At 69.9% G+C, this 18,364-nt stretch carries 15 protein-coding genes; 9 read left to right on the top strand and 6 right to left on the bottom strand.

Annotation, left to right across the window (positions count from 1 at the left end; all coding sequences use genetic code 11):
- Window positions 1–244: 244 nt before the first annotated feature.
- From ABZ454_RS26285 to ABZ454_RS26265, 5 genes are all read right to left on the bottom strand, one after another.
- A complete protein-coding gene (locus ABZ454_RS26285) occupies window positions 245–1,330 on the bottom strand; it encodes a dipeptide ABC transporter ATP-binding protein (RefSeq protein WP_359541442.1) in 1,086 nt (361 codons plus the stop codon).
- 26 nt (window positions 1,331–1,356) lie between these two features.
- The gene (locus ABZ454_RS26280) at window positions 1,357–2,394 is read right to left on the bottom strand and encodes an ABC transporter ATP-binding protein (protein ID WP_356323627.1); all 1,038 of its coding nucleotides are present in this window, start codon (window positions 2,392–2,394) and stop codon (window positions 1,357–1,359) included.
- Window positions 2,395–2,455: 61 nt separating this feature from the next.
- Window positions 2,456–3,436: an ABC transporter permease gene (locus ABZ454_RS26275; protein ID WP_356323629.1), complete on the bottom strand. Its 981-nt coding sequence runs from the start codon at window positions 3,434–3,436 to the stop codon at window positions 2,456–2,458.
- Between the two features lie 108 nt (window positions 3,437–3,544).
- Window positions 3,545–5,317, bottom strand: coding sequence for an ABC transporter substrate-binding protein (locus tag ABZ454_RS26270; RefSeq protein ID WP_356323631.1), 1,773 nt, complete (start codon window positions 5,315–5,317; stop codon window positions 3,545–3,547).
- Window positions 5,318–5,396: 79 nt separating this feature from the next.
- A complete protein-coding gene (locus ABZ454_RS26265) occupies window positions 5,397–6,392 on the bottom strand; it encodes an ABC transporter permease (RefSeq protein ID WP_356323686.1) in 996 nt (331 codons plus the stop codon).
- Window positions 6,393–6,813: 421 nt separating this feature from the next.
- Between ABZ454_RS26265 and ABZ454_RS26260 the strand changes: the two genes are divergently transcribed.
- The 6 genes from ABZ454_RS26260 to ABZ454_RS26235 all read left to right on the top strand — a co-directional run bounded on the left by ABZ454_RS26260 (window position 6,814) and on the right by ABZ454_RS26235 (window position 14,353).
- Window positions 6,814–8,445 (top strand): ABC transporter substrate-binding protein, encoded by a 1,632-nt coding sequence (locus ABZ454_RS26260; protein WP_359541439.1) that lies wholly within the window; start codon window positions 6,814–6,816, stop codon window positions 8,443–8,445.
- A gap of 472 nt (window positions 8,446–8,917) precedes the next feature.
- Complete coding sequence (locus ABZ454_RS26255) at window positions 8,918–9,841, top strand: ABC transporter permease (RefSeq protein ID WP_359541436.1); 924 nt, start codon at window positions 8,918–8,920, stop codon at window positions 9,839–9,841.
- A complete protein-coding gene (locus ABZ454_RS26250) occupies window positions 9,834–10,814 on the top strand; it encodes an ABC transporter permease (RefSeq protein ID WP_359541433.1) in 981 nt (326 codons plus the stop codon). Before ABZ454_RS26255 ends, ABZ454_RS26250 begins: the two co-directional genes overlap by 8 nt.
- 13 nt (window positions 10,815–10,827) lie before the next feature.
- The gene (locus ABZ454_RS26245) at window positions 10,828–11,805 is read left to right on the top strand and encodes an ABC transporter ATP-binding protein (protein ID WP_359541431.1); all 978 of its coding nucleotides are present in this window, start codon (window positions 10,828–10,830) and stop codon (window positions 11,803–11,805) included.
- Window positions 11,795–13,078: a dipeptide ABC transporter ATP-binding protein gene (locus tag ABZ454_RS26240; RefSeq protein ID WP_359541429.1), complete on the top strand. Its 1,284-nt coding sequence runs from the start codon at window positions 11,795–11,797 to the stop codon at window positions 13,076–13,078. The genes ABZ454_RS26245 and ABZ454_RS26240 overlap by 11 nt, the downstream gene beginning before the upstream one ends.
- Window positions 13,079–13,297: 219 nt before the next feature.
- Window positions 13,298–14,353 (top strand): hypothetical protein, encoded by a 1,056-nt coding sequence (locus tag ABZ454_RS26235; protein ID WP_359541426.1) that lies wholly within the window; start codon window positions 13,298–13,300, stop codon window positions 14,351–14,353.
- A gap of 9 nt (window positions 14,354–14,362) precedes the next feature.
- On the opposite strand, the gene ABZ454_RS26230 is transcribed toward ABZ454_RS26235, so the two are convergent.
- Window positions 14,363–16,489, bottom strand: a complete 2,127-nt coding sequence (locus ABZ454_RS26230) for a prolyl oligopeptidase family serine peptidase (protein ID WP_359541424.1) — start codon at window positions 16,487–16,489, stop codon at window positions 14,363–14,365.
- Between the two features lie 165 nt (window positions 16,490–16,654).
- On the opposite strand from ABZ454_RS26230, the gene ABZ454_RS26225 reads away from it, so the two are divergent.
- The 3 genes from ABZ454_RS26225 (at window position 16,655) to ABZ454_RS26215 (ending at window position 18,264) form a co-directional block, all read left to right on the top strand.
- Window positions 16,655–16,849 carry a hypothetical protein gene (locus ABZ454_RS26225; RefSeq protein WP_356323648.1) on the top strand — a complete coding sequence of 65 codons (195 nt, stop codon included), beginning with the start codon at window positions 16,655–16,657 and terminating at the stop codon, window positions 16,847–16,849.
- An 84-nt stretch (window positions 16,850–16,933) separates the two neighbouring features.
- Window positions 16,934–17,821, top strand: coding sequence for an N-acetyl-1-D-myo-inositol-2-amino-2-deoxy-alpha-D-glucopyranoside deacetylase (gene mshB / locus ABZ454_RS26220; RefSeq protein WP_356323650.1), 888 nt, complete (start codon window positions 16,934–16,936; stop codon window positions 17,819–17,821).
- Window positions 17,818–18,264 (top strand): DUF6113 family protein, encoded by a 447-nt coding sequence (locus tag ABZ454_RS26215; protein WP_359541420.1) that lies wholly within the window; start codon window positions 17,818–17,820, stop codon window positions 18,262–18,264. The genes mshB and ABZ454_RS26215 overlap by 4 nt, the downstream gene beginning before the upstream one ends.
- Window positions 18,265–18,364: the final 100 nt, after the last annotated feature.

Here is an 18,364-nt window from a genome sequence, read left to right as displayed (position 1 = left end):
CTTGAGGGACTATTGAGGTTGTTTATGAGGAAGTGTCGATTCCGTCCTGCCGGTCCGCGGCGGGAGCGCGAAGGCGCCCGGAACCGATCGGTTCCGGGCGCCTTTCCCGTGTACCCGGGGACCGGGCGCGCAGGTGGCTCGGGTCAATGGGCCGACGTGCTCGGTTCCTCGGGCCGGGGAGGCTCCGCGTGCCCCGGGCCGGTGGGCCCGTCGCCGCTGGAATCCCCGGGGCGGGGGAGGGGTGTCAGCCCCCTGCCTCCAGGTCTTCGGCGGCCTTGCCGAGCAGCGGCCCGCCGGACGCCGTACGCGCCTTGGGGACGGCCGCCACGACGCCCGGCTCCTCCGGGTAGTGGCAGGCCGTCAGGTGGCCGTCCCGGCCGTCCTGGACCTGCACCAGCGGGGGCGTCTCACTCGCGCACCTGTCCGTCGCCTTCCAGCAGCGGGTGCGGAAGCGGCAGCCCGACGGCGGGTTGACCGGCGACGGCACGTCCCCGGTCAGCCGCACGCGCTCGACGACCGGCTCGTCGTCGGCGGTGGGCTCGGGCACGGCGGAGAGCAGCGCCCGTGTGTACGGGTGGCGGGGGCTGCCGTACAGGTCCTCGCGATCGGCGATCTCCACGATCCGGCCGAGGTACATGACGGCCACGCGCTGCGAGAAGTGCCGCACGATGGCGAGGTCGTGGGCGATGAACAGGAACGCGATGCCCAGTTCCTTCTGGAGCTTCTGCAGCAGGTTCACCACCTGCGCCTGGATCGACACGTCCAGGGCGGACACCGGCTCGTCGGCCACGATCAGCTTGGGCTCCAGGGCGAGGGCGCGCGCCACCCCGATGCGCTGGCGCTGCCCGCCGGAGAACTCGTGCGGGAAGCGGTTGTAGTGCTCCGGGTTGAGGCCGACCGTCTCCAGCAGCTCCCGTACCCGCGCCTCCCGCCCGCCGGCCGGGTCGATGCCGTTGATCTCCATCGGCGCGGCGACGATCTTGCCGACGGTCTGCCGCGGGTTCAGCGAGGCGTACGGGTCCTGGAAGATCATCTGGATCTCGGAGCGGACCGGTGTCAGCGCCTTGCGCGAGGCATGGCTGATGTCCTGCCCGCGGTAGGAGATCCGGCCGCCGGTCGGCTCCAGGAGGCGGGTGACCAGCCGGCCCGTCGTCGACTTGCCGCAGCCGGACTCGCCGACCAGGCCGAGGCTCTCGCCCGCGCCGATCGTGAAGTCGAGGCCGTCCACGGCCTGGACCGCGCCGATCGTCCGCCGGATCGGGAATCCGCCCTTGACCGGGAAGTGCTTGGTGAGCCCGGAGACTTCCAGGAGGGGATCGGTGCTGCTCATGGTGGGGAAATCCCGTCTCTTGTCGGTCAGTTGGGCCGGATGGCGGCGAAGTCGGCGAAGAACTCGACGCGCTGGGCCGCGGTCAGGTGGCAGGCGGCCCCGCGCCCCGCGGCCAGTTCGAGCGGCGGCTGCTCGGTCGCGCAGCGCGTGCCGCCCACCTGCTCGGTGAAGGTGCACCGGGGGTGGAAGCGGCAGCCGGCCGGCGGGTTCAGGAGGCTCGGGGGGCTGCCGGGGATCGGCGAGAGCGGCACGTCGAGCGGGCCCTTGAGGCTCGGCATGGACCCCAGCAGACCCCAGGTGTACGGGTGCTGGGGCGCGCGCAGCACCTCCTTCTTCGTGCCGCGCTCCACGCACCGGCCGCCGTACATGACCAGCACGTCGTCCGCGATGTCGGCGATGACACCGAGGTCGTGCGTGATGAAGACGATCGCCGTGCCGAACTCCTGCTGGAGGTCCTTGAGCAGGTCCATGATCTGGGCCTGCACGGTGACGTCGAGCGCGGTGGTGGGCTCGTCGGCGATCAGCAGGGCCGGGTCGCAGACGAGCGACATGGCGATCATCGCGCGCTGGCGCATGCCGCCGGAGAACTGGTGCGGGTAGTCGTCGACCCGCAGGTCCGGCTGCGGGATGCCCACCTTGGTGAGCATCTCCACGGACCTGGCCCGTGCCTCGCGTTTGGACGCCCCGGTGTGCTTGCGGTACGTCTCGCCGATCTGCCGGCCGATGGTGTGGTACGGCGACAGCGAGGCGAGGGCGTCCTGGAAGATCATGGCCATCTTGTTGCCGCGGAGCCGCTCCAGCTCCCGCTCCGAGGCGGCGAGCAGGTCCTGTCCGTCGAGCAGGATCTCGCCCTCGATCTCGGTGTGGCCGGGATCGTGCAGGCCCAGGACCGACAGGTTGGTGACCGACTTGCCCGAACCGGACTCGCCGACGATGCCGAGGGTCTTGCCCTTCTCCACGTCGAAGGAGAGGCCGTCGACGGCCTTGACGACGCCGTCCTCGGTCGAGAAGTGGACGTGCAGGTCCTTGACGGACAGAAGAGGAGGCTGATCGGTGCTCGTCACGGGGACGCTCCAGGAGGATGGTGCGGGAGGCAGGGGGTGGGACCGGAACGGGGGAGCGGGGTCAGGCGAGGCGGATGCGCGGGTCGATGAGGCCGTAGACGGCGTCCACGATGATGTTGGCGAAGACGATCGCGCCCGCGGCGACCACCGTGACGCCGAGCAGCATGGGCAGGTCGCTGGTGTCCACGGAGTGCACGGAGAGCTGGCCCAGGCCCTGGAGGCTGAAGGTCGCCTCGGTGATGATGGCGCCCCCGATCAGGGTGCCCAGGTCGATGCCGAAGATCGTGACGATGGGACCCATCGCGCCGCGCCAGGCGAAGCGGAAGAAGACCGAGCTCCGCGACAGGCCCTTGGCGCGCGCGGTGCGGACGTAGTCCTCGCTGAGCTGCTCGACCAGCTGCGAGCGGGTCATACGGGTGTAGTTGGCGGTGAAGATGATCGACAGCACCAGCCAGGGCAGCAGCAGCCCCGAGGCCCACTTCGCCGGGTTCTCGGTGAACGGGGTGTACGAGGGCTGGCTCAGCAGGTGCATCTGCTGGACCAGCAGGAACATGGCGATGTAGCCGACGAAGTAGATCTGCAGCGAGGACCCGAGCAGCGAGACCGAGCTGGCGATCTTGTCGAGCGGCTTGCCGTGCTTGACCGCGGCCAGCATGCCGGCACCGATGCCGAAGATCACGAAGAAGACGGCCGCGCCGAGCGAGAGCGAGAGGGTCAGCGGCAGCCGGTCCATGATCGTGCCGAAGACGGGCTGGCGGTTGGTGAACGAGTAGCCGAGGCAGGGGGCCGGGCAGTGGCCGTAGTTGCCGTAGTCGCGGCCGGTGAAGATGCCGATCAGCCAGTGCCAGTACTGGACGGGCAGCGGGTCGGCGATCCCCAGGTTCTCCTTGATCTGGGTGATCAGCTCCGGGGTGCAGACCTTGCCGCAGGCGAGTCTCGCGGGGTCACGGGGGATCGCGTAGAAGAGGTAGAAGGTGATGGCGCTGATGATCAGCAGAATGACGAGAGCGCCGGTCACGCGGCGGAGCAGGAAACGAAGCATGGGTCGTGACTTTCCGGGTGGGGCGCCGTCGCCGGGGTGTAGGGAGCGGGGGAGGGGCCGGGCGCGGGGGAGGGCGGTCCGTGCGGCCGCCCTCCCCCGCGAGCCGTGCTACTTCATGGCGAAGAGCTTGGTGATGGCGATGCCGGTGTTGCCCGAGTCGTAGACCATGCCGCCGACCTTGGAGCCGTGGAACCAGTTGCGGATCGGCCAGTAGTCCGGCACGCAGGCGGCCAGCTCCATGATCTGCCGGTCGATCGCGCCCCAGGCCTTGTTGGCCTCGTCGATGTCGGTGATCTTGGCTGCCGCGTCGATGGCCTTGTTGACGCCCGTGTCGTTCAGCTGCGGCCAGTTGGACGCGCCGTTGGCGATGACCCGGCCGTCGAAGGTCGGCTGGAGGGCGGTGTAGCCGCCCGGCCAGTCGGCGGACCAGCCGGCCGCGAACATGTCGAAGTGGTTGTCGATCTGGGCGATCTGGCTGTAGAAGGAGGTCTTGTCGACCTGCTTCGTGACCACGTCGAAGCCCGCCTTGGTCAGCGCGCTCTTGATGGCGACGGCCTGCTTGACCTGGTTGTCGGACTGCTGGAAGGCGATGACGATCTTCTGGCCCTCCGCACCGGCCTCCTTCAGCAGCGCCTTGGCCTTGACGGGGTCGCCCGCGGGCTTGGCCTTCTTGCCGTAGATGTCGAAGTCCGCGTGGCCCGGGGTGAGCGGGCTGATGATCGTGGTCGCGATCTCCGAGGAGGAGGCGCCGCCGCGGATCAGCTGCGTCTGCTGGGCGGGCCAGGCGTAGTTGAGCGCCTGACGGACCTTGACGTCCTTGATGCGCGTCGTGTTGATCGCGTAGTAGTACGTCGCCGCGTCGAGGTGGGTGAGGACGCGCTTCTTCAGCGCCGGGTCGTCGAGGACCTTCTGGACGCGCTCGGGGGCGACCTCGTTCAGCATCGACACCGTGTGCTGGTCGTTGCCCTGGTCGGCGATGTAGCGGTCCGTGGACGCCAGGGACTGGAAGCCGAACTGCAGCTCGAACTTGTCGGGGTAGGCGTTGCGGATCGGGTCCGTCGCGGGGTCCCAGTGCTCGTTGCGCGACAGCGACATCGACTTGCCGATCTTACGGTTGTCGATCTTGTACGGGCCGCAGGAGAACGGCTGCTTGTCGTAGTCCTCCTTGGTGTCCTTCTTCTTGGGCACCAGGGAGAAGGCACGCATGCCCAGGGTGAAGTTGAAGTCGCCGCGGGCCTCGGTGAGACGGAAGGTGACGGTCCGGCCGTCGATCTCGATCGAGTCGAGGTGCTTGCCCTCGTACGGGCCCTGGTACTTGTCCCCGCCGATCAGCCACTGCTGCGGGTAGCGCGGCCCGAAGGTGACGAACTTGGCGAAGAGGCGCTCGAAGGTGTGGCGGACGTCCTCCATGGTGATGTCGGAGCCGTCCTGCCACTTCACGCCCTCCTTCAGCGTGAACGACCAGGTCTTGCCGCCGTCCTTGGCCGTGCCGGCGTCGGTGGCGAGGTCGCCCACCAGTGTGGTCCTGCCGTCCATGGCGACCTTGTAGCCGACGAGACCGCGCATGAAGAGCGGGGTGAGGTAGCCCTCGTACGACGACCAGATCTGCGCGGGGTCCAGGTGGTCGCAGTCGATCTGGTCCATCGTGTAGATGGTGCCGCCCTTGACCGCGTTCGGGACCTCGGGGGCCGGGCCCGTGGAGTCGGCCTTGGTGCCCACCAGGATCGCGTCCGCCTTGGTGCCGCTGACCTTGGGGGCGTCCGTCTTGCCGCCCTTGCTGCCGCCGCCCCCCGCGTCACCGCTGCTGCACGCGCTCAGGACGGTGGTGCTCGCGGCCGCCACGCCGGTGGCGATGAGGAAGTTTCTGCGGGAGAAAGACATGGGGTACCGGTCCTTGGGATCGAGGGACGGAGCACGTACGCGGGCCGGGCCATGGCGGCCGGACCGGAAGGGCGCGGGATCAGCCCTTGGACTTGGGGTCGAGGGCGTCGCGCACCGAATCACCGAGCAGGTTGAAGGCGAGCACGAACACGATCATGGAGATGCCCGGGAAGAGCATGAAGGTGATGTCGTCCGTGTAGAAGGACGCGCCGCGCTGGATCATCACGCCCCAGTCGGGGGTCGGGTCGATGATGCCGACGCCGAGGAAGGCCAGCCCCGCTTCCGCCGTCACGTAGGCCGGCAGGGCGAGGGTCGCCTGGATCAGGATCGGCGTCCAGAGGTTGGGCAGCAGTTCCTTGAAGATGATCCGGGTGGGCGAGGCGCCGGTCACCTTCGCGGCCTCGATGAACTCCCGTTCGCGCAGGGCGAGTACCTGGCCCCGCAGCAGGCGGGCCATCGAGGCCCAGCCGAAGGCGGTGAGCACCAGGATCAGTGAGGTGGCCCGCAGCGAGGTCGGGATCTCGTCCTCCGGCGCCACGAAGAGGCTGTAGACGACGGGCATGAAGGCGATGAAGAACAGCGTCGAGGGGAACGACAGCAGGATGTCGATGACCCGGCCGATGAAGTAGTCCGTCCGGCCGCCCAGATAGCCGGCCGTGATGCCGACGATGACGCCGACGACGGTCACCAGGATCGTCGTCGCCGCCGCGATCAGCAGGGACGTGCGGATCCCGTACAGCAGGAACGTGAAGACGTCGCGGCCCAGTTGCGGCTCGATGCCGAACCAGTACTCACCGCTGATGCCGCCGTTGGGCTTGATCGGGTAGGCGAAACCGTTGAGCAGGCCGGGTATGTCCTGGCCGTACGTCGTGTACGGGTTCTTGCCGTACACCTTCGCGATCAGGGGCGCGCCCAGCGCGATCACGAAGAAGAACACGACGATGCAGGCGGACACCACGCCGGTCTTGTCGCGCTTGAAGCGGATCCAGGCCAGGCGGCCCGGACTCCTGGCGGCGGCTCCCTTGTTGGTGCTGTCGGGCAGCCGGGACTCCCCGGTCACTTCGGTGAGCGTCATGTCCACCGAAAGACTGGGGGCCGGGGATGGCGTGGTCATCGTGCTCCTGTCCCCGTACGGAACGGCGTCCTCCGGGTGGGAGGAGTGCGAAGAAGAGGTTGGGATGGACCCAATCAATCGAGTTGACAGGGGTCAATCGGCTGTGGAAGTCCGTACGGGGTCTTTAGGTTCTTGAACTGAACTTGGCATGTACGGGGTGAAAATAGGGTGGACGGCCGGTGCGCGGAGCGGATCTTCCGGGTGATCTCGGGCGACCGTGTCCGATCACGCACGTGTCCTTCTCGTTATCCGGATGACCCGGTCGGCTCGTCTGCCCTTCGAGTGGCGGGCTGACACATTCGGCCGTAGCGCGGGTGCAGTGATCCTCTTATGAGGTGATATTTGACCTCACGTAAGACGGAGCACTACGAGGAGGCACTCCATGCGCGGAGCCACACACGCCAAGTGGGCCGCATGTGCGGTGGCCGTCGTCCTGACGGCGACGGCTTGCGGCGGAGGGGACAGTGGTGGTGGCGGCGGTGGTGCCGACGGGATCGTGAGCTCCTCCTGGGGCGACCCGCAGAACCCGCTGGAGCCCGCCAACACCAACGAGGTGCAGGGCGGCAAGGTCCTCGACATGGTCTTCCGGGGGCTCAAGCGGTACAACCCGAAGACGGGTGCGGCCGAGGACATGCTGGCGGAGAAGATCGAGACCTCCGACTCGATGAACTTCACCGTGACCGTGAAGGACGGATGGACCTTCTCCAACGGGCAGAAGGTCACCGCCAAGTCCTTCGTGGACGCGTGGAACTACGGTGCGAGCCTGAAGAACAACCAGAAGAACGCCTACTTCTTCGGTCAGATCGCCGGGTACGACAAGGTGCACCCGGCGTCCGGTTCGCAGAGCGCCCAGACCCTGTCGGGGCTGAAGGTCACCGGCCCCCAGACGTTCACCGTCAAGCTCGACCAGAAGTTCTCCACCTGGCCCGACACGCTGGGCTACGCGGCGTTCGCCCCGCTGCCGCAGAGCTTCTTCGACGACCACGCGGCCTGGCTGAAGAAGCCGGTCGGCAACGGCCCGTACACCATCAAGTCCTACACCAAGGGCTCGCAGATGTCCCTGCGCAAGTGGGACGGGTACCCGGGTGACGACAAGGCGCAGAACGGCGGGATCGACCTCAAGGTCTACACCGACAACAACACCGCCTACACCGACCTGGTGGCCGGCAACCTCGACCTGGTCGACGACATCCCCGCCTCGCAGTTGAAGAACGTCAAGGCGGACCTCGGTGACCGCTACATCAACACCCCGGCCGGCATCATCCAGACGCTCGCCTTCCCGTTCTACGACGACGCGTGGAACAAGCCGGACAGCGACAAGGTCCGCAAGGGGCTGTCCATGGCCATCAACCGCAAGCAGATCACCGAGACGATCTTCAACAACACGCGGACCCCGGCGACGGACTGGACCTCGCCCGTGCTGGGGGTGAAGGGCGGCTACAAGTCGGGATTCTGCGGCAGCCTGTGCGACTACGACCCGGCAGAGGCCAAGAAGATGATCGCGGAGGGCGGCGGGATCCCCGGCGGGCAGGTGAAGATCGGCTACAACGCCGACACCGGCAGCCACAAGGACTGGGTGGACGCGGTCTGCAACAGCATCAACAACGCCCTCGGCAACGACAAGGCCTGTGTGGGCAGCCCGACCGGCACGTTCGCCGACTTCCGCAACAAGATCGGCCAGCAGAAGATGACCGGCCCCTTCCGGGCCGGGTGGCAGATGGACTACCCGCTCATCCAGAACTTCCTGCAGCCGCTGTACTACACCGACGCGTCGTCCAACGACGGCAAGTGGTCGAACGAGCAGTTCGACAAGCTGGTCAACCAGGCGAACGCCGAGTCCGACACCGCGAAGGCGGTCAAGACCTTCCAGGACGCCCAGGCGGTGGTCCGCGACAACATGGCGGCCATTCCGCTCTGGTACCAGAACGGGAGCGCCGGCTACTCCCAGAACGTCTCGAACGTCGCGCTGAACCCGTTCAGCGTGCCGGTCTACAACGAGATCAAGGTCAACTGACCTCGCGCTCCCAGCGGCCCGGCGCCTCGTGAGGGCGCCGGGCCGCAGCGCCTGCGTGCTGGGCGTGGGCTGCGGGCCCCGGCCCGGGCCCGGCCGCGCGCGGCGCGCGGCGCCCAGGGGTGAGGGCTCCGCGCCGGGCCGGTCGCACGGCCGCTGTCACGCGTTCGGCGTGCGGCGGGTGCACGGGGAGCGGTACAGAAGGTGCGTGGTGTCGGGAAATACGATGAAATTTGGTCCACATCGGCCGAAACCGGCCGCGGCCTCGACGGTCTCGCTCGCCCCGGACGGGATCCGGCACACGAAACAACGGCCGCTCGCGCGGCCGGCGGTAACAGGGAGGTGAGGGCGCGATGCAGACGTCCATCCGGCCCGGCCCGGCCGGCCGGCGAGCCCCGGCCGAGCGCGTCGTCCCACCGCAGGGGGCCGCACCGGCGACCGTCGCCCTCTGCCCGACCGACTTCCGGAGGGTGACATGGGCCGTTATGTGATCCGTCGTCTGCTCCAGATGATCCCGGTGTTCATCGGCGCCACGCTGCTGCTCTTCCTGATGGTGAACGTGATGGGCGACCCCATCGCCGGCCTGTGCGGAGACCGGCAGTGCGACCCCGCGACGGCGGCCCAGCTGGAGAAGGAATTCGGCCTGGACAAGCCCGTCTGGCAGCAATACCTGACCTACATGGGCAACGTGTTCACCGGCGACTTCGGCACCGCCTTCAACGGCCAGAAGGTCACCGAGCTGATGGCGACGGCCTACCCGGTCACCCTGCGGCTCACCATCGTCGCCATCCTCTTCGAGATCATCGTGGGCGTGACGCTGGGGGTCCTCAGCGGACTCCGGCGCGGCCGCGTCGTCGACAACTCGGTCCTGGTGGCGACGCTCGTCGTCATCGCGATCCCCACCTTCGTCACCGGATACGTGCTCCAGTACCTGCTCGGTGTGAAGTGGTCGGTCATCTCCCCGACGGTGTCCACGGAGGCGCCGTTCGACGAACTCATCCTGCCCGGGCTGGTGCTCGCCTCGGTCTCCCTCGCGTACGTCACGCGCCTCACCCGGACGTCCATCGCCGAGAACTCCCGGGCCGACTACGTCCGTACGGCCGTGGCCAAGGGGCTCCCCAGACGCCGGGTCATCGTCCGCCACCTCCTGCGCAACTCGCTGATCCCCGTCGTCACCTTCATCGGCACGGACATCGGAGCCCTGATGGGCGGCGCGATCGTCACCGAGCGGATCTTCAACATCCATGGCGTCGGATACCAGATCTACCAGGGCATTCTCCGGCAGAACACCCAGACCGTGGTCGGCTTCGCCACCATCCTGGTGCTGGTCTTCCTGGTGGCCAACCTGGTCGTCGACCTCCTGTACTCCGTACTCGACCCGAGGATTCGTTATGCCTGAACCTCAGCCCGAGCAGCAGGGCGCCATCGCCGGGACCGGCGCCGGCGGTGCGATGGACCTGGCCATGAGTGAGGGCACCACGCTGGAGAAGGTGCCGGACGGGCCGGAGGGGGGCGGTGCCGGGGACCGGGCGCGCAGCCTGTGGGCCGACGCCTGGCGGGACCTGCGACGGAACCCGGTCTTCATCATCTCGGCGCTGATCATCGTGTTCCTCGTCGTCATCTCGATCTGGCCCTCCCTCATCGCGTCCGGCAACCCGCTCTCCTGCGACCTCGCCAAGGCCCAGCAGGGCTCCCAGGCGGGTCACCCCATGGGCTTCAACGCGCAGGGCTGCGACGTCTACACCCGGGTCGTCTACGGGGCGAGGGCCTCGGTGACCGTGGGCGTCTGCGCCACCCTGGGGGTGGCCCTGCTCGGCGGCCTGCTCGGCGCACTCGCGGGCTTCTTCGGGGGGCCCTCGGACGCCGTCCTCTCCCGCCTCACCGACATCTTCTTCGCCATCCCCGTGGTGCTGGGCGGTCTGGTCCTGCTGTCGGTGGTCACCAGCAACACCGTCTGGCCGGTCATCGGCTTCATGGTGCTCCTCGGCTGGCCGCAGATCTCCAGGATCGCCCGCGGCGCGGTCATCACGGCCAAGCAGCACGACTACGTCCAGGCCGCCCGCGCACTCGGCGCGTCCAACTCCCGCATGATGCTGCGCCACGTCGCCCCCAACGCCGTGGCGCCCGTCATCGTCGTCGCCACCATCGCGCTGGGCACCTACATCGCACTGGAGGCGACGCTCTCGTACCTGGGAGTCGGCCTGAAGCCCCCCACGGTCAGCTGGGGCATCGACATCTCCTCGGCCTCGCAGAACATCCGCAACGCCCCGCACATGCTCCTCTGGCCCGCCGGCGCGCTGGCGGTCACCGTGCTCGCGTTCATCATGCTCGGCGACGCGGTGCGCGACGCCCTCGACCCCAAGCTGCGCTGAGGAGTCCGCTGCCATGTTGCTCGAAGTGCGCGATCTGCACGTGGAGTTCCACACCCGCGACGGGGTCGCCCAGGCCGTCAACGGGGTCGACTACTCGGTGGCCGAGGGCGAGACGCTCGCCGTGCTCGGCGAGTCCGGCTCCGGCAAGTCGGTCACCGCGCAGGCGATCATGGGCATCCTCGACATGCCGCCCGGCAAGATCAGCGCCGGCGAGATCATCTTCAAGGACCGCGACCTCCTCACGCTCAAGAAGGAGGAGCGCCGGAAGATCCGCGGCCAGGAGATGGCCATGATCTTCCAGGACGCGCTGTCCTCCCTCAACCCCGTGCTGACCGTGGGGGAGCAGCTCGGCGAGATGTTCGTCGTGCACCGCGGGCTGTCCCGCAAGGACGCCAAGGCCAAGGCCGTCGAGCTGATGGACCGGGTGCGCATCCCGGCGGCGAAGGAGCGGGTCGGCAACTACCCGCACCAGTTCTCCGGCGGGATGCGCCAGCGCATCATGATCGCCATGGCGCTGGCCCTGGAGCCCTCCCTGATCATCGCCGACGAACCCACCACCGCGCTCGACGTCACCGTCCAGGCCCAGGTGATGGACCTGCTCGCGGAGCTCCAGCGTGAGCTGAACATGGGACTGATCCTGATCACCCACGACCTCGGCGTCGTCGCCGACGTCGCCGACAAGATCGCCGTGATGTACGCGGGCCGGATCGTCGAGACCTCCCCCGTCCACGAGATCTACCAGGCGCCCGCACACCCGTACACCAAGGGACTGCTCCGCTCGATCCCGCGACTGGACCAGAAGGGCCGGGAGCTGTACGCGATCCGGGGCCTGCCGCCCAACCTGCTGCACATCCCGCCCGGGTGCGCCTTCAACCCGCGCTGCCCGATGGCCCAGGACGTCTGCCGCACCGACGTGCCGCCGCTGTACGACGTGGCCGAGCACCGACAGAGCGCCTGCCACTTCTGGAAGGAGACGCTCGATGCACGCTGACCACTCGGGGCGCAGAGGAGCGCGCGAAGAGGGTGAGGCGGCGCGCACCCTCCTGTCCAAGTCGCGGCAGCAGAGCGCGTACGCGGGCGGCGAACCGATCCTGGAGGTCCGCGACCTCACGAAGCACTACCCGCTGACCCGGGGCATCCTGATCAAGAAGCAGATCGGCGCCGTCAAGGCGGTCGACGGGGTCTCCTTCGACCTGGCGGCCGGCGAGACGCTCGGCATCGTCGGGGAGTCGGGGTGCGGGAAGTCGACCGTCGCCCGGATGCTGGTGCACCTGGAACAGCCCACGGCCGGCGCGATCCGGTACAAGGGCGAGGACGTCACCAAGCTGTCCCCACGGGCGCTGAAGGCGGTGCGCCGCAACATCCAGATGGTGTTCCAGGACCCGTACACCTCCCTCAACCCGCGCATGACGGTGGGCGACATCATCGGGGAGCCGTACGAGATCCACCCCGAGGTCGCCCCGAAGGGTGAGCGGCGGCGCAAGGTCCAGGACCTGCTGGACGTCGTCGGCCTCAACCCGGAGTACATCAACCGCTATCCGCACCAGTTCTCCGGCGGCCAGCGCCAGCGCATCGGCATCGCCCGCGGTCTCGCTCTCAACCCCGAGATCATCGTCGCCGACGAACCCGTCTCGGCCCTCGACGTCTCCGTCCAGGCCCAGGTCGTCAACCTGCTGGACCGGCTGCAGGCGGAGTTCGGCCTCAGCTACGTGTTCATCGCGCATGACCTCTCCATCGTCCGGCACATCTCCGACCGGGTCGGCGTGATGTACCTCGGCCGGTTCATCGAGATCGGCACGGACGAGGAGATCTACGACCACCCCACGCACCCGTACACCCAGGCGCTGCTCTCCGCCGTGCCGGTGCCGGACCCGATGGCGCGCGAGTACCGCGAGCGGATCATCCTGCACGGCGACGTGCCCTCGCCCGCCAACCCGCCGTCCGGCTGCCGCTTTCGCACCCGCTGCTGGAAGGCGCAGGAACGGTGCGAACTGGAGGTGCCGCTGCTGGCGGTCCCGGCGGCCTTCCGGATGACACAGACACCGGCCCGGCACGACTCCGCCTGTCACTTCGCCGAGGAGAAGCGGGTGGTGCCCCCGGAGGGGACGCTGGAGCAGACCGGCCAGGACGGCACGGGAACCGGACCGGAGACGGGGGAGGCGGGCCTGGAGCCGCCGGGGACGGACCCGTCGCAGTCCTTCCCGGAGGCCGGGGACGACCGGGACGAGGGCACGCCGCCCTCCGGCAGCAGCCGGGCCGACTGACCCGCCGGCCCGTTAACGCGCGGGCAACTCGCCCGTCTCACGTCCGATATACGGACCCGTCAGCATGGATGGCGTACGGCCGTGCGGGTGCCGTGGACCGGCCGGAAGGACTCACGTCCCTCCGGCCGGTCGCCCGACGGGACCGTGCCGGCGGCCCTCTTGTCGGGAGGCCGGGTGCGGGGGAGTATCGCTGGGGTGATACTCACCCGTGGAGCAAGAGTGACCGGCGCCGCTCTCTGCGCGGTGCTCGCCGTGATCGTCGCCGGCTGGCTCGTGCGGGACATCAGGGCCGTGGACGCCGGCGAGTTGTGGCGCTACTGGGCCGGCTACCGGGAGGCACGCCCGCGGGCGATGGCCGCGACCGCGCCCCTGGATGCCGGCCTCCTCGTGGTGTACGTCGTCGCCACCGTCGCCGCGCTGCGTTCCTCGGTCGCCGCAACCGCGCTCGTCGCCACCGGAGTGATCACCCTGGCCGTACGGCTGCCGGGGCTCTGGGGCATCGGCAGCAGCCGGATGGAGACGTTGTTCTCCGACGACCTGCGCTCCCGGGCGCTGATCTGCGTGTTCGTCGCCCTCGCCGCGGGCATCGCCCTGCTCATCACCGCCGGGGCGGGCCGTCGTCCGCCGGCCGGCTCCTACGAGCGGCTGCCCTCCCGGCCCGGGCCGGGCGCCTCCGTCACCGCGTTCCTGATGCTGGGCGCGGCCGGAGCGGTGCTGATCGCCTGGGAGATCCGCCAGGCCGTGAGGTACCCCGAGATCTATCCCGAGTGGTACGTGGGCGGCGACCGGGTCCCGCAGGGTGTGATCGACCCGCCGCCGGGCTGGGGCACCGCGGCGCTGGCCCTGCTCTGTCTGGTCGCCGCGGCGAGCGCCCTCTTCCACGCCGTGCACGCGCGGCCGTTCGGACTGGTGGCCGCCGCGCTGCTGCTTCCCGGCGGGGCGGCGGGCGTGGCCCGGATCGTGCACTACGACCTGCTCGACGACTTCGGTTCGCTGCCGACCGAGACCCAGCTCATGCTGCTGAGCTGGATCTTCGAGCTGGTCGCCGGGCTGGTGGTGCTGATCGCGCTGGCGCCCGGCGGTCTCGCCGACGTCCCCGGCCCGTACGGACCGGGCCAGGGCCCCGGCTACGGCCCCCCGGATTCCGGCCCGCCCGGCTACGGCCCCACCCCTTACCCGGGACAGCGGCCGCCCGCCCCGGGTTACGGATACCCGCAGGGCGGTGGCGGCTTCGGGCCGCCCCCGCCACCCTCGCAGCCGCCGCCGGGCTGGTAGGAGACACCCCTAGAGGGCCAGCGACCTCTTCAGGAAGTCCACCTGGAGCAGCAGGAGGTTTTCGGCCACCTTCTCCTGCGGGGTCATGTGGGTCACCCCGCTCAGCGGCAGCACCTCGTGCGGACGGCCCGCCGCGAGCAGCGCCGACGACAGCCGCAGGGTGTGCGCGACCACCACGTTGTCGTCCGCGAGACCGTGGATGATCATCATCGGCCGGACCTGGTCGGCGGCGTGCGAGAGCCCCTCGTCGGTGAGCAGCGAGTTGTACGCGTACACCTCGGGCTGCTTCGCCGGGTCGCCGAGATAGCGCTCCGTGTAGTGGGTGTCGTACAGCCGCTGGTCGGTCACCGGGGCGCCCACGACCGCCGCGTGGAAGACGTCGGGCCGCCGCAGCACCGCCATCCCGGCCAGGAAACCGCCGTACGACCAGCCCCTGATGCCCACCCTGCCCAGGTCCAGCGGGAACCGCTCCGCGAGCGCGTGCAGCGCCTCGACCTGGTCCTCCAGGGTGAGGGCGAGATCGTGCTTGACGGCCTTCTCCCAGCCGGGAGAGCGGCCGGGGGTGCCCCGGCCGTCCGCGACGACCACGGCGAAGCCCTGATCCGCGAACCACTGCGAGGTGAGGTGCGGATTGTGGGCTGCCAGCACCCGGCGGCCGTGCGGCCCACCGTAGGGATCCATCAGGACCGGAAGCGGACCATCCGATTCCTTGTAGCCGGTGGGGAGCATCACGGCGCACGGAATCCGCCGTGCGCCCCCTTCGGTGAGCTGCGGGCGGGCCGTCAGGACGGGCCGCTCCGCGTGGTTCGCGACGGTGGCGACCTGCTTCCCGTCCCGGAACACCCGTACGGTCGATCCGGGCACGTCCAGCGACGTGGAGACCAGGACCGTCACCCCGCCGGACCGCACCGCCGCGTGCACGCCCACGCCCTCGGAGAGCCGCTCCACACCCAGTTCGTTGACCCGGTAGACATGGCTCTCGCCGATCTCCGGCTCCACGGCCCGCTCGCCCGCCGACGCCGTCACCAGGATGTCGGACCCGCCGATGTCCAGCACCGCCTGGATCTGCAACTGCGCCCCGGTCAGCGGCCGGTCGCCGACCGCGAGGACCCGCGCCCCGCCCTCGTCCGCGATCCGCACCAGCCGCCCGTCCGGCGCCCACGCGGGCGCCCCGGGGAACAGCTCCAGCCACACCGGGTCCTCGTCCGCGTGCACCGTCCGGGTCGCCCCGGACTCCGGGTCCACCGCCAGGTAGAGCTGAGTCTGCTGGTCACGGGCCTGCACCAGCAGGAGCGGCGCCCCGTCCGACGACCAGTGCACCCGCGCCAGATACGGGAACCGGGCCCGGTCCCAGACCACTTCGGTGCGCTCCCCGGCCAGCCCCACGACGAAGAGCCGCACCTCGGCGTTGGGCGTACCGGCCGCCGGGTACGCGACCTTGGCGGGCTCGCGGTCCGGATGGGCGGGATCGGCGATCCACCACCGCCGCACCGGGCTGTCGTCGGCCCGGGCCACCAGCAGCCGGTCCGAGTCCGGCGACCACCAGAAGCCGCGCGAGCGCCCCATCTCCTCGGCCGCGACGAACTCCGCGAGCCCGTACGAGACAGTCGCCTCCTCCGGCTCCGCCAGCGCCCTGTCCTCCTCGCCCCCGGCGCCCACGACGCGGAGCGCCCCCTTGGACACGTATGCGATGTGTCGCCCGTCGGGGGAGGGGCGCGGGTCGATCACCGGGCCCGGCACGGGCAGGGCGCGCGCCGTTCCGGCCCGCAGCTCGGCGACGTACACCTTCCCCGAGAGCGCGAACGCCGCCAACTCGGCCGCCGCGTCGACCGCGTAGCCGACGATCCCCGACGAACCCTCGCGACTGCGCTCGCGCCGGGCCCGCTCCTGGGCCGAGAGCCGCTCCGCGGAGCCGCCCAGCAGGGCCGCCGGATCGGCCACGACCCGCTCCCGCGGGGCCGCGCCGTCGCTCAGGTCCAGCACCCAGAGCCGGCCCGCGCGGTCGGTGCCCGACCCCGAGCGCAGGAAGACCACCCGTTCACCGTCGGGTGAAACCGTGAACGCCCGCGGCGCACCGAGGGTGAAGCGCATGGTCCGCGCCAACTGCAGCGGGAAGGTGATCTCTGGCGAAGTCATGGGCCGAACCTATCGGCCGTCCCGCCCTCCGTGCGCCCCTCGTGCTGCCGTGCCCCGATCAATGCCCTGCCACGGATAGTTATGATCCGTAGCGCTCGGTGGGTAAGAACCTGCTGGCTCCGTGCGCGCTGCCCGTCCCGACCGTACAGATGGAGGTGAACCGCCGTGGCGCTCTCGATTTCGGCGGTGGTGCTGCTGGCGATCATCGTCTTCCTGCTGATCCGGAAATCCGGACTGAAGGGCGGACACGCGGTCGTCTGCATGCTGCTCGGTTTCTATCTCGCCAGCTCGTCCATAGCGCCCACCATCTCCGAGCTGACCACGAACGTGGCCGGCATGATCGGGGGCATCAAGTTCTGACGCCCGGGGCCGCCCGGGGTTCTCCGGCGCCCGGAGCGTGGCCGCCGTCGGCTCCGGGGGCCGGCGGCTCGTAGGGTGGTCCCCATGACGGACCTTCCCGCCCGGCGTCTGCTCCTGGTGCACGCGCACCCCGACGACGAGTCGATCAACAATGGCGCCACCATGGCCAGGTACGCGGCCGACGGCGCCCTGGTCACGCTGGTGACCTGCACGCTCGGCGAGGAGGGCGAGGTCATCCCGCCCGCTCTCGCCCATCTCGCCGCGGACCGGGACGACACCCTGGGCCCCTACCGCCAGGGTGAACTCGCGGCGGCGATGAAGGAGCTGGGGGTCACCGACCACCGCTTCCTCGGCGGCGCCGGCCGGTACCGCGACTCCGGGATGATGGGCGCCGAGCAGAACCACCGCCCCGGCGCCTTCTGGTCCGCCGACGTCGACGAAGCCGCCGGACACCTCGTGGACGTGATCCGCGAGGTGCGCCCCCAGGTCCTGGTGACGTACGACCCCGACGGCGGCTACGGGCACCCCGACCACATCCAGGCGCACCGGGTCGCGACGCGCGCCGCCGAACTGGCCGCGGACCCCGCGTACCGGCCCGGCTCAGGCCCCCCGCACACCGTCGCCAAGACCTACTGGAACCGGGTGCCGCGCTCGGTCGCCGAGGACGGATTCGCCCGGCTGCGGGCCACCGCCCCCGACGCGTTCCCGGGCATCGCCGCGATCGACGACGTACCGGGTGTGGTGGACGACGCCCTGGTCACCACCGAGATCGACGGCACCGGACACGGCGAGGCGAAGGCCGCGGCGATGCGGGCGCACGCCACCCAGATCGCGCTCGACGGCCCCTTCTTCGCCCTGTCGAACAACCTGGGCCAGCCCGTCCTCACCACCGAGTACTACGAGTTGGTGGGCGGTGGCGGCGCGCCCCGGGAGCACGATCTCTTCGCGGGCGTGTCCGAGGAGGACCGGTGAGCGACAGCAGGCCGCGGGCCGCGCGGACCAACGCACCTCCGAGGGACATTCCGGCCACCGGTCTGGCCGCTCCCCTCGACCCGCGCCGGCTCGCCGCCCTGGTGGGCCTGGCAGTCGTCGGCGCACTCGTCGGCATCGCCGGAACACTCGTCCAATCCGCCTGGTTCCCCGGGGGGTTGCTGCTGGCCCTGCTGGCGGCCGCCGGCCTCTTCTACGGCGGCCGCTGCCTCACGGGAACCCAGCCGGGGGCCATGGCCCCCGCCGCGGGATGGCTGATTTCAGTCATTTTTCTGCTGGGTGGAAGACCCGAGGGAGACTACGTCTTCGGGGACGAAATCGGCCTCGCCCTCTTCATGCTCGGCGGCATGGCCGTCGCTGTGATCTGTGCCACCATGTCGCGGTCGCCCCAACTGGGGGCCGACAGCGGCCGACCGGGCAAGTAATGTGCCACGTCCGACCCCGTGATGCCCCCTGTCCGTCCGGGGGGTGCGCAGTCGTTTCCCCCGGTCGCGGGGTGTCTGTCGGCCGCGGCCAGTATGGTGG

Source organism: Streptomyces sp. NPDC005803, assembly GCF_040630435.1.
Lineage (GTDB): Bacteria > Actinomycetota > Actinomycetes > Streptomycetales > Streptomycetaceae > Streptomyces.
This window is presented reverse-complemented; position numbering and strand designations above follow the sequence as displayed.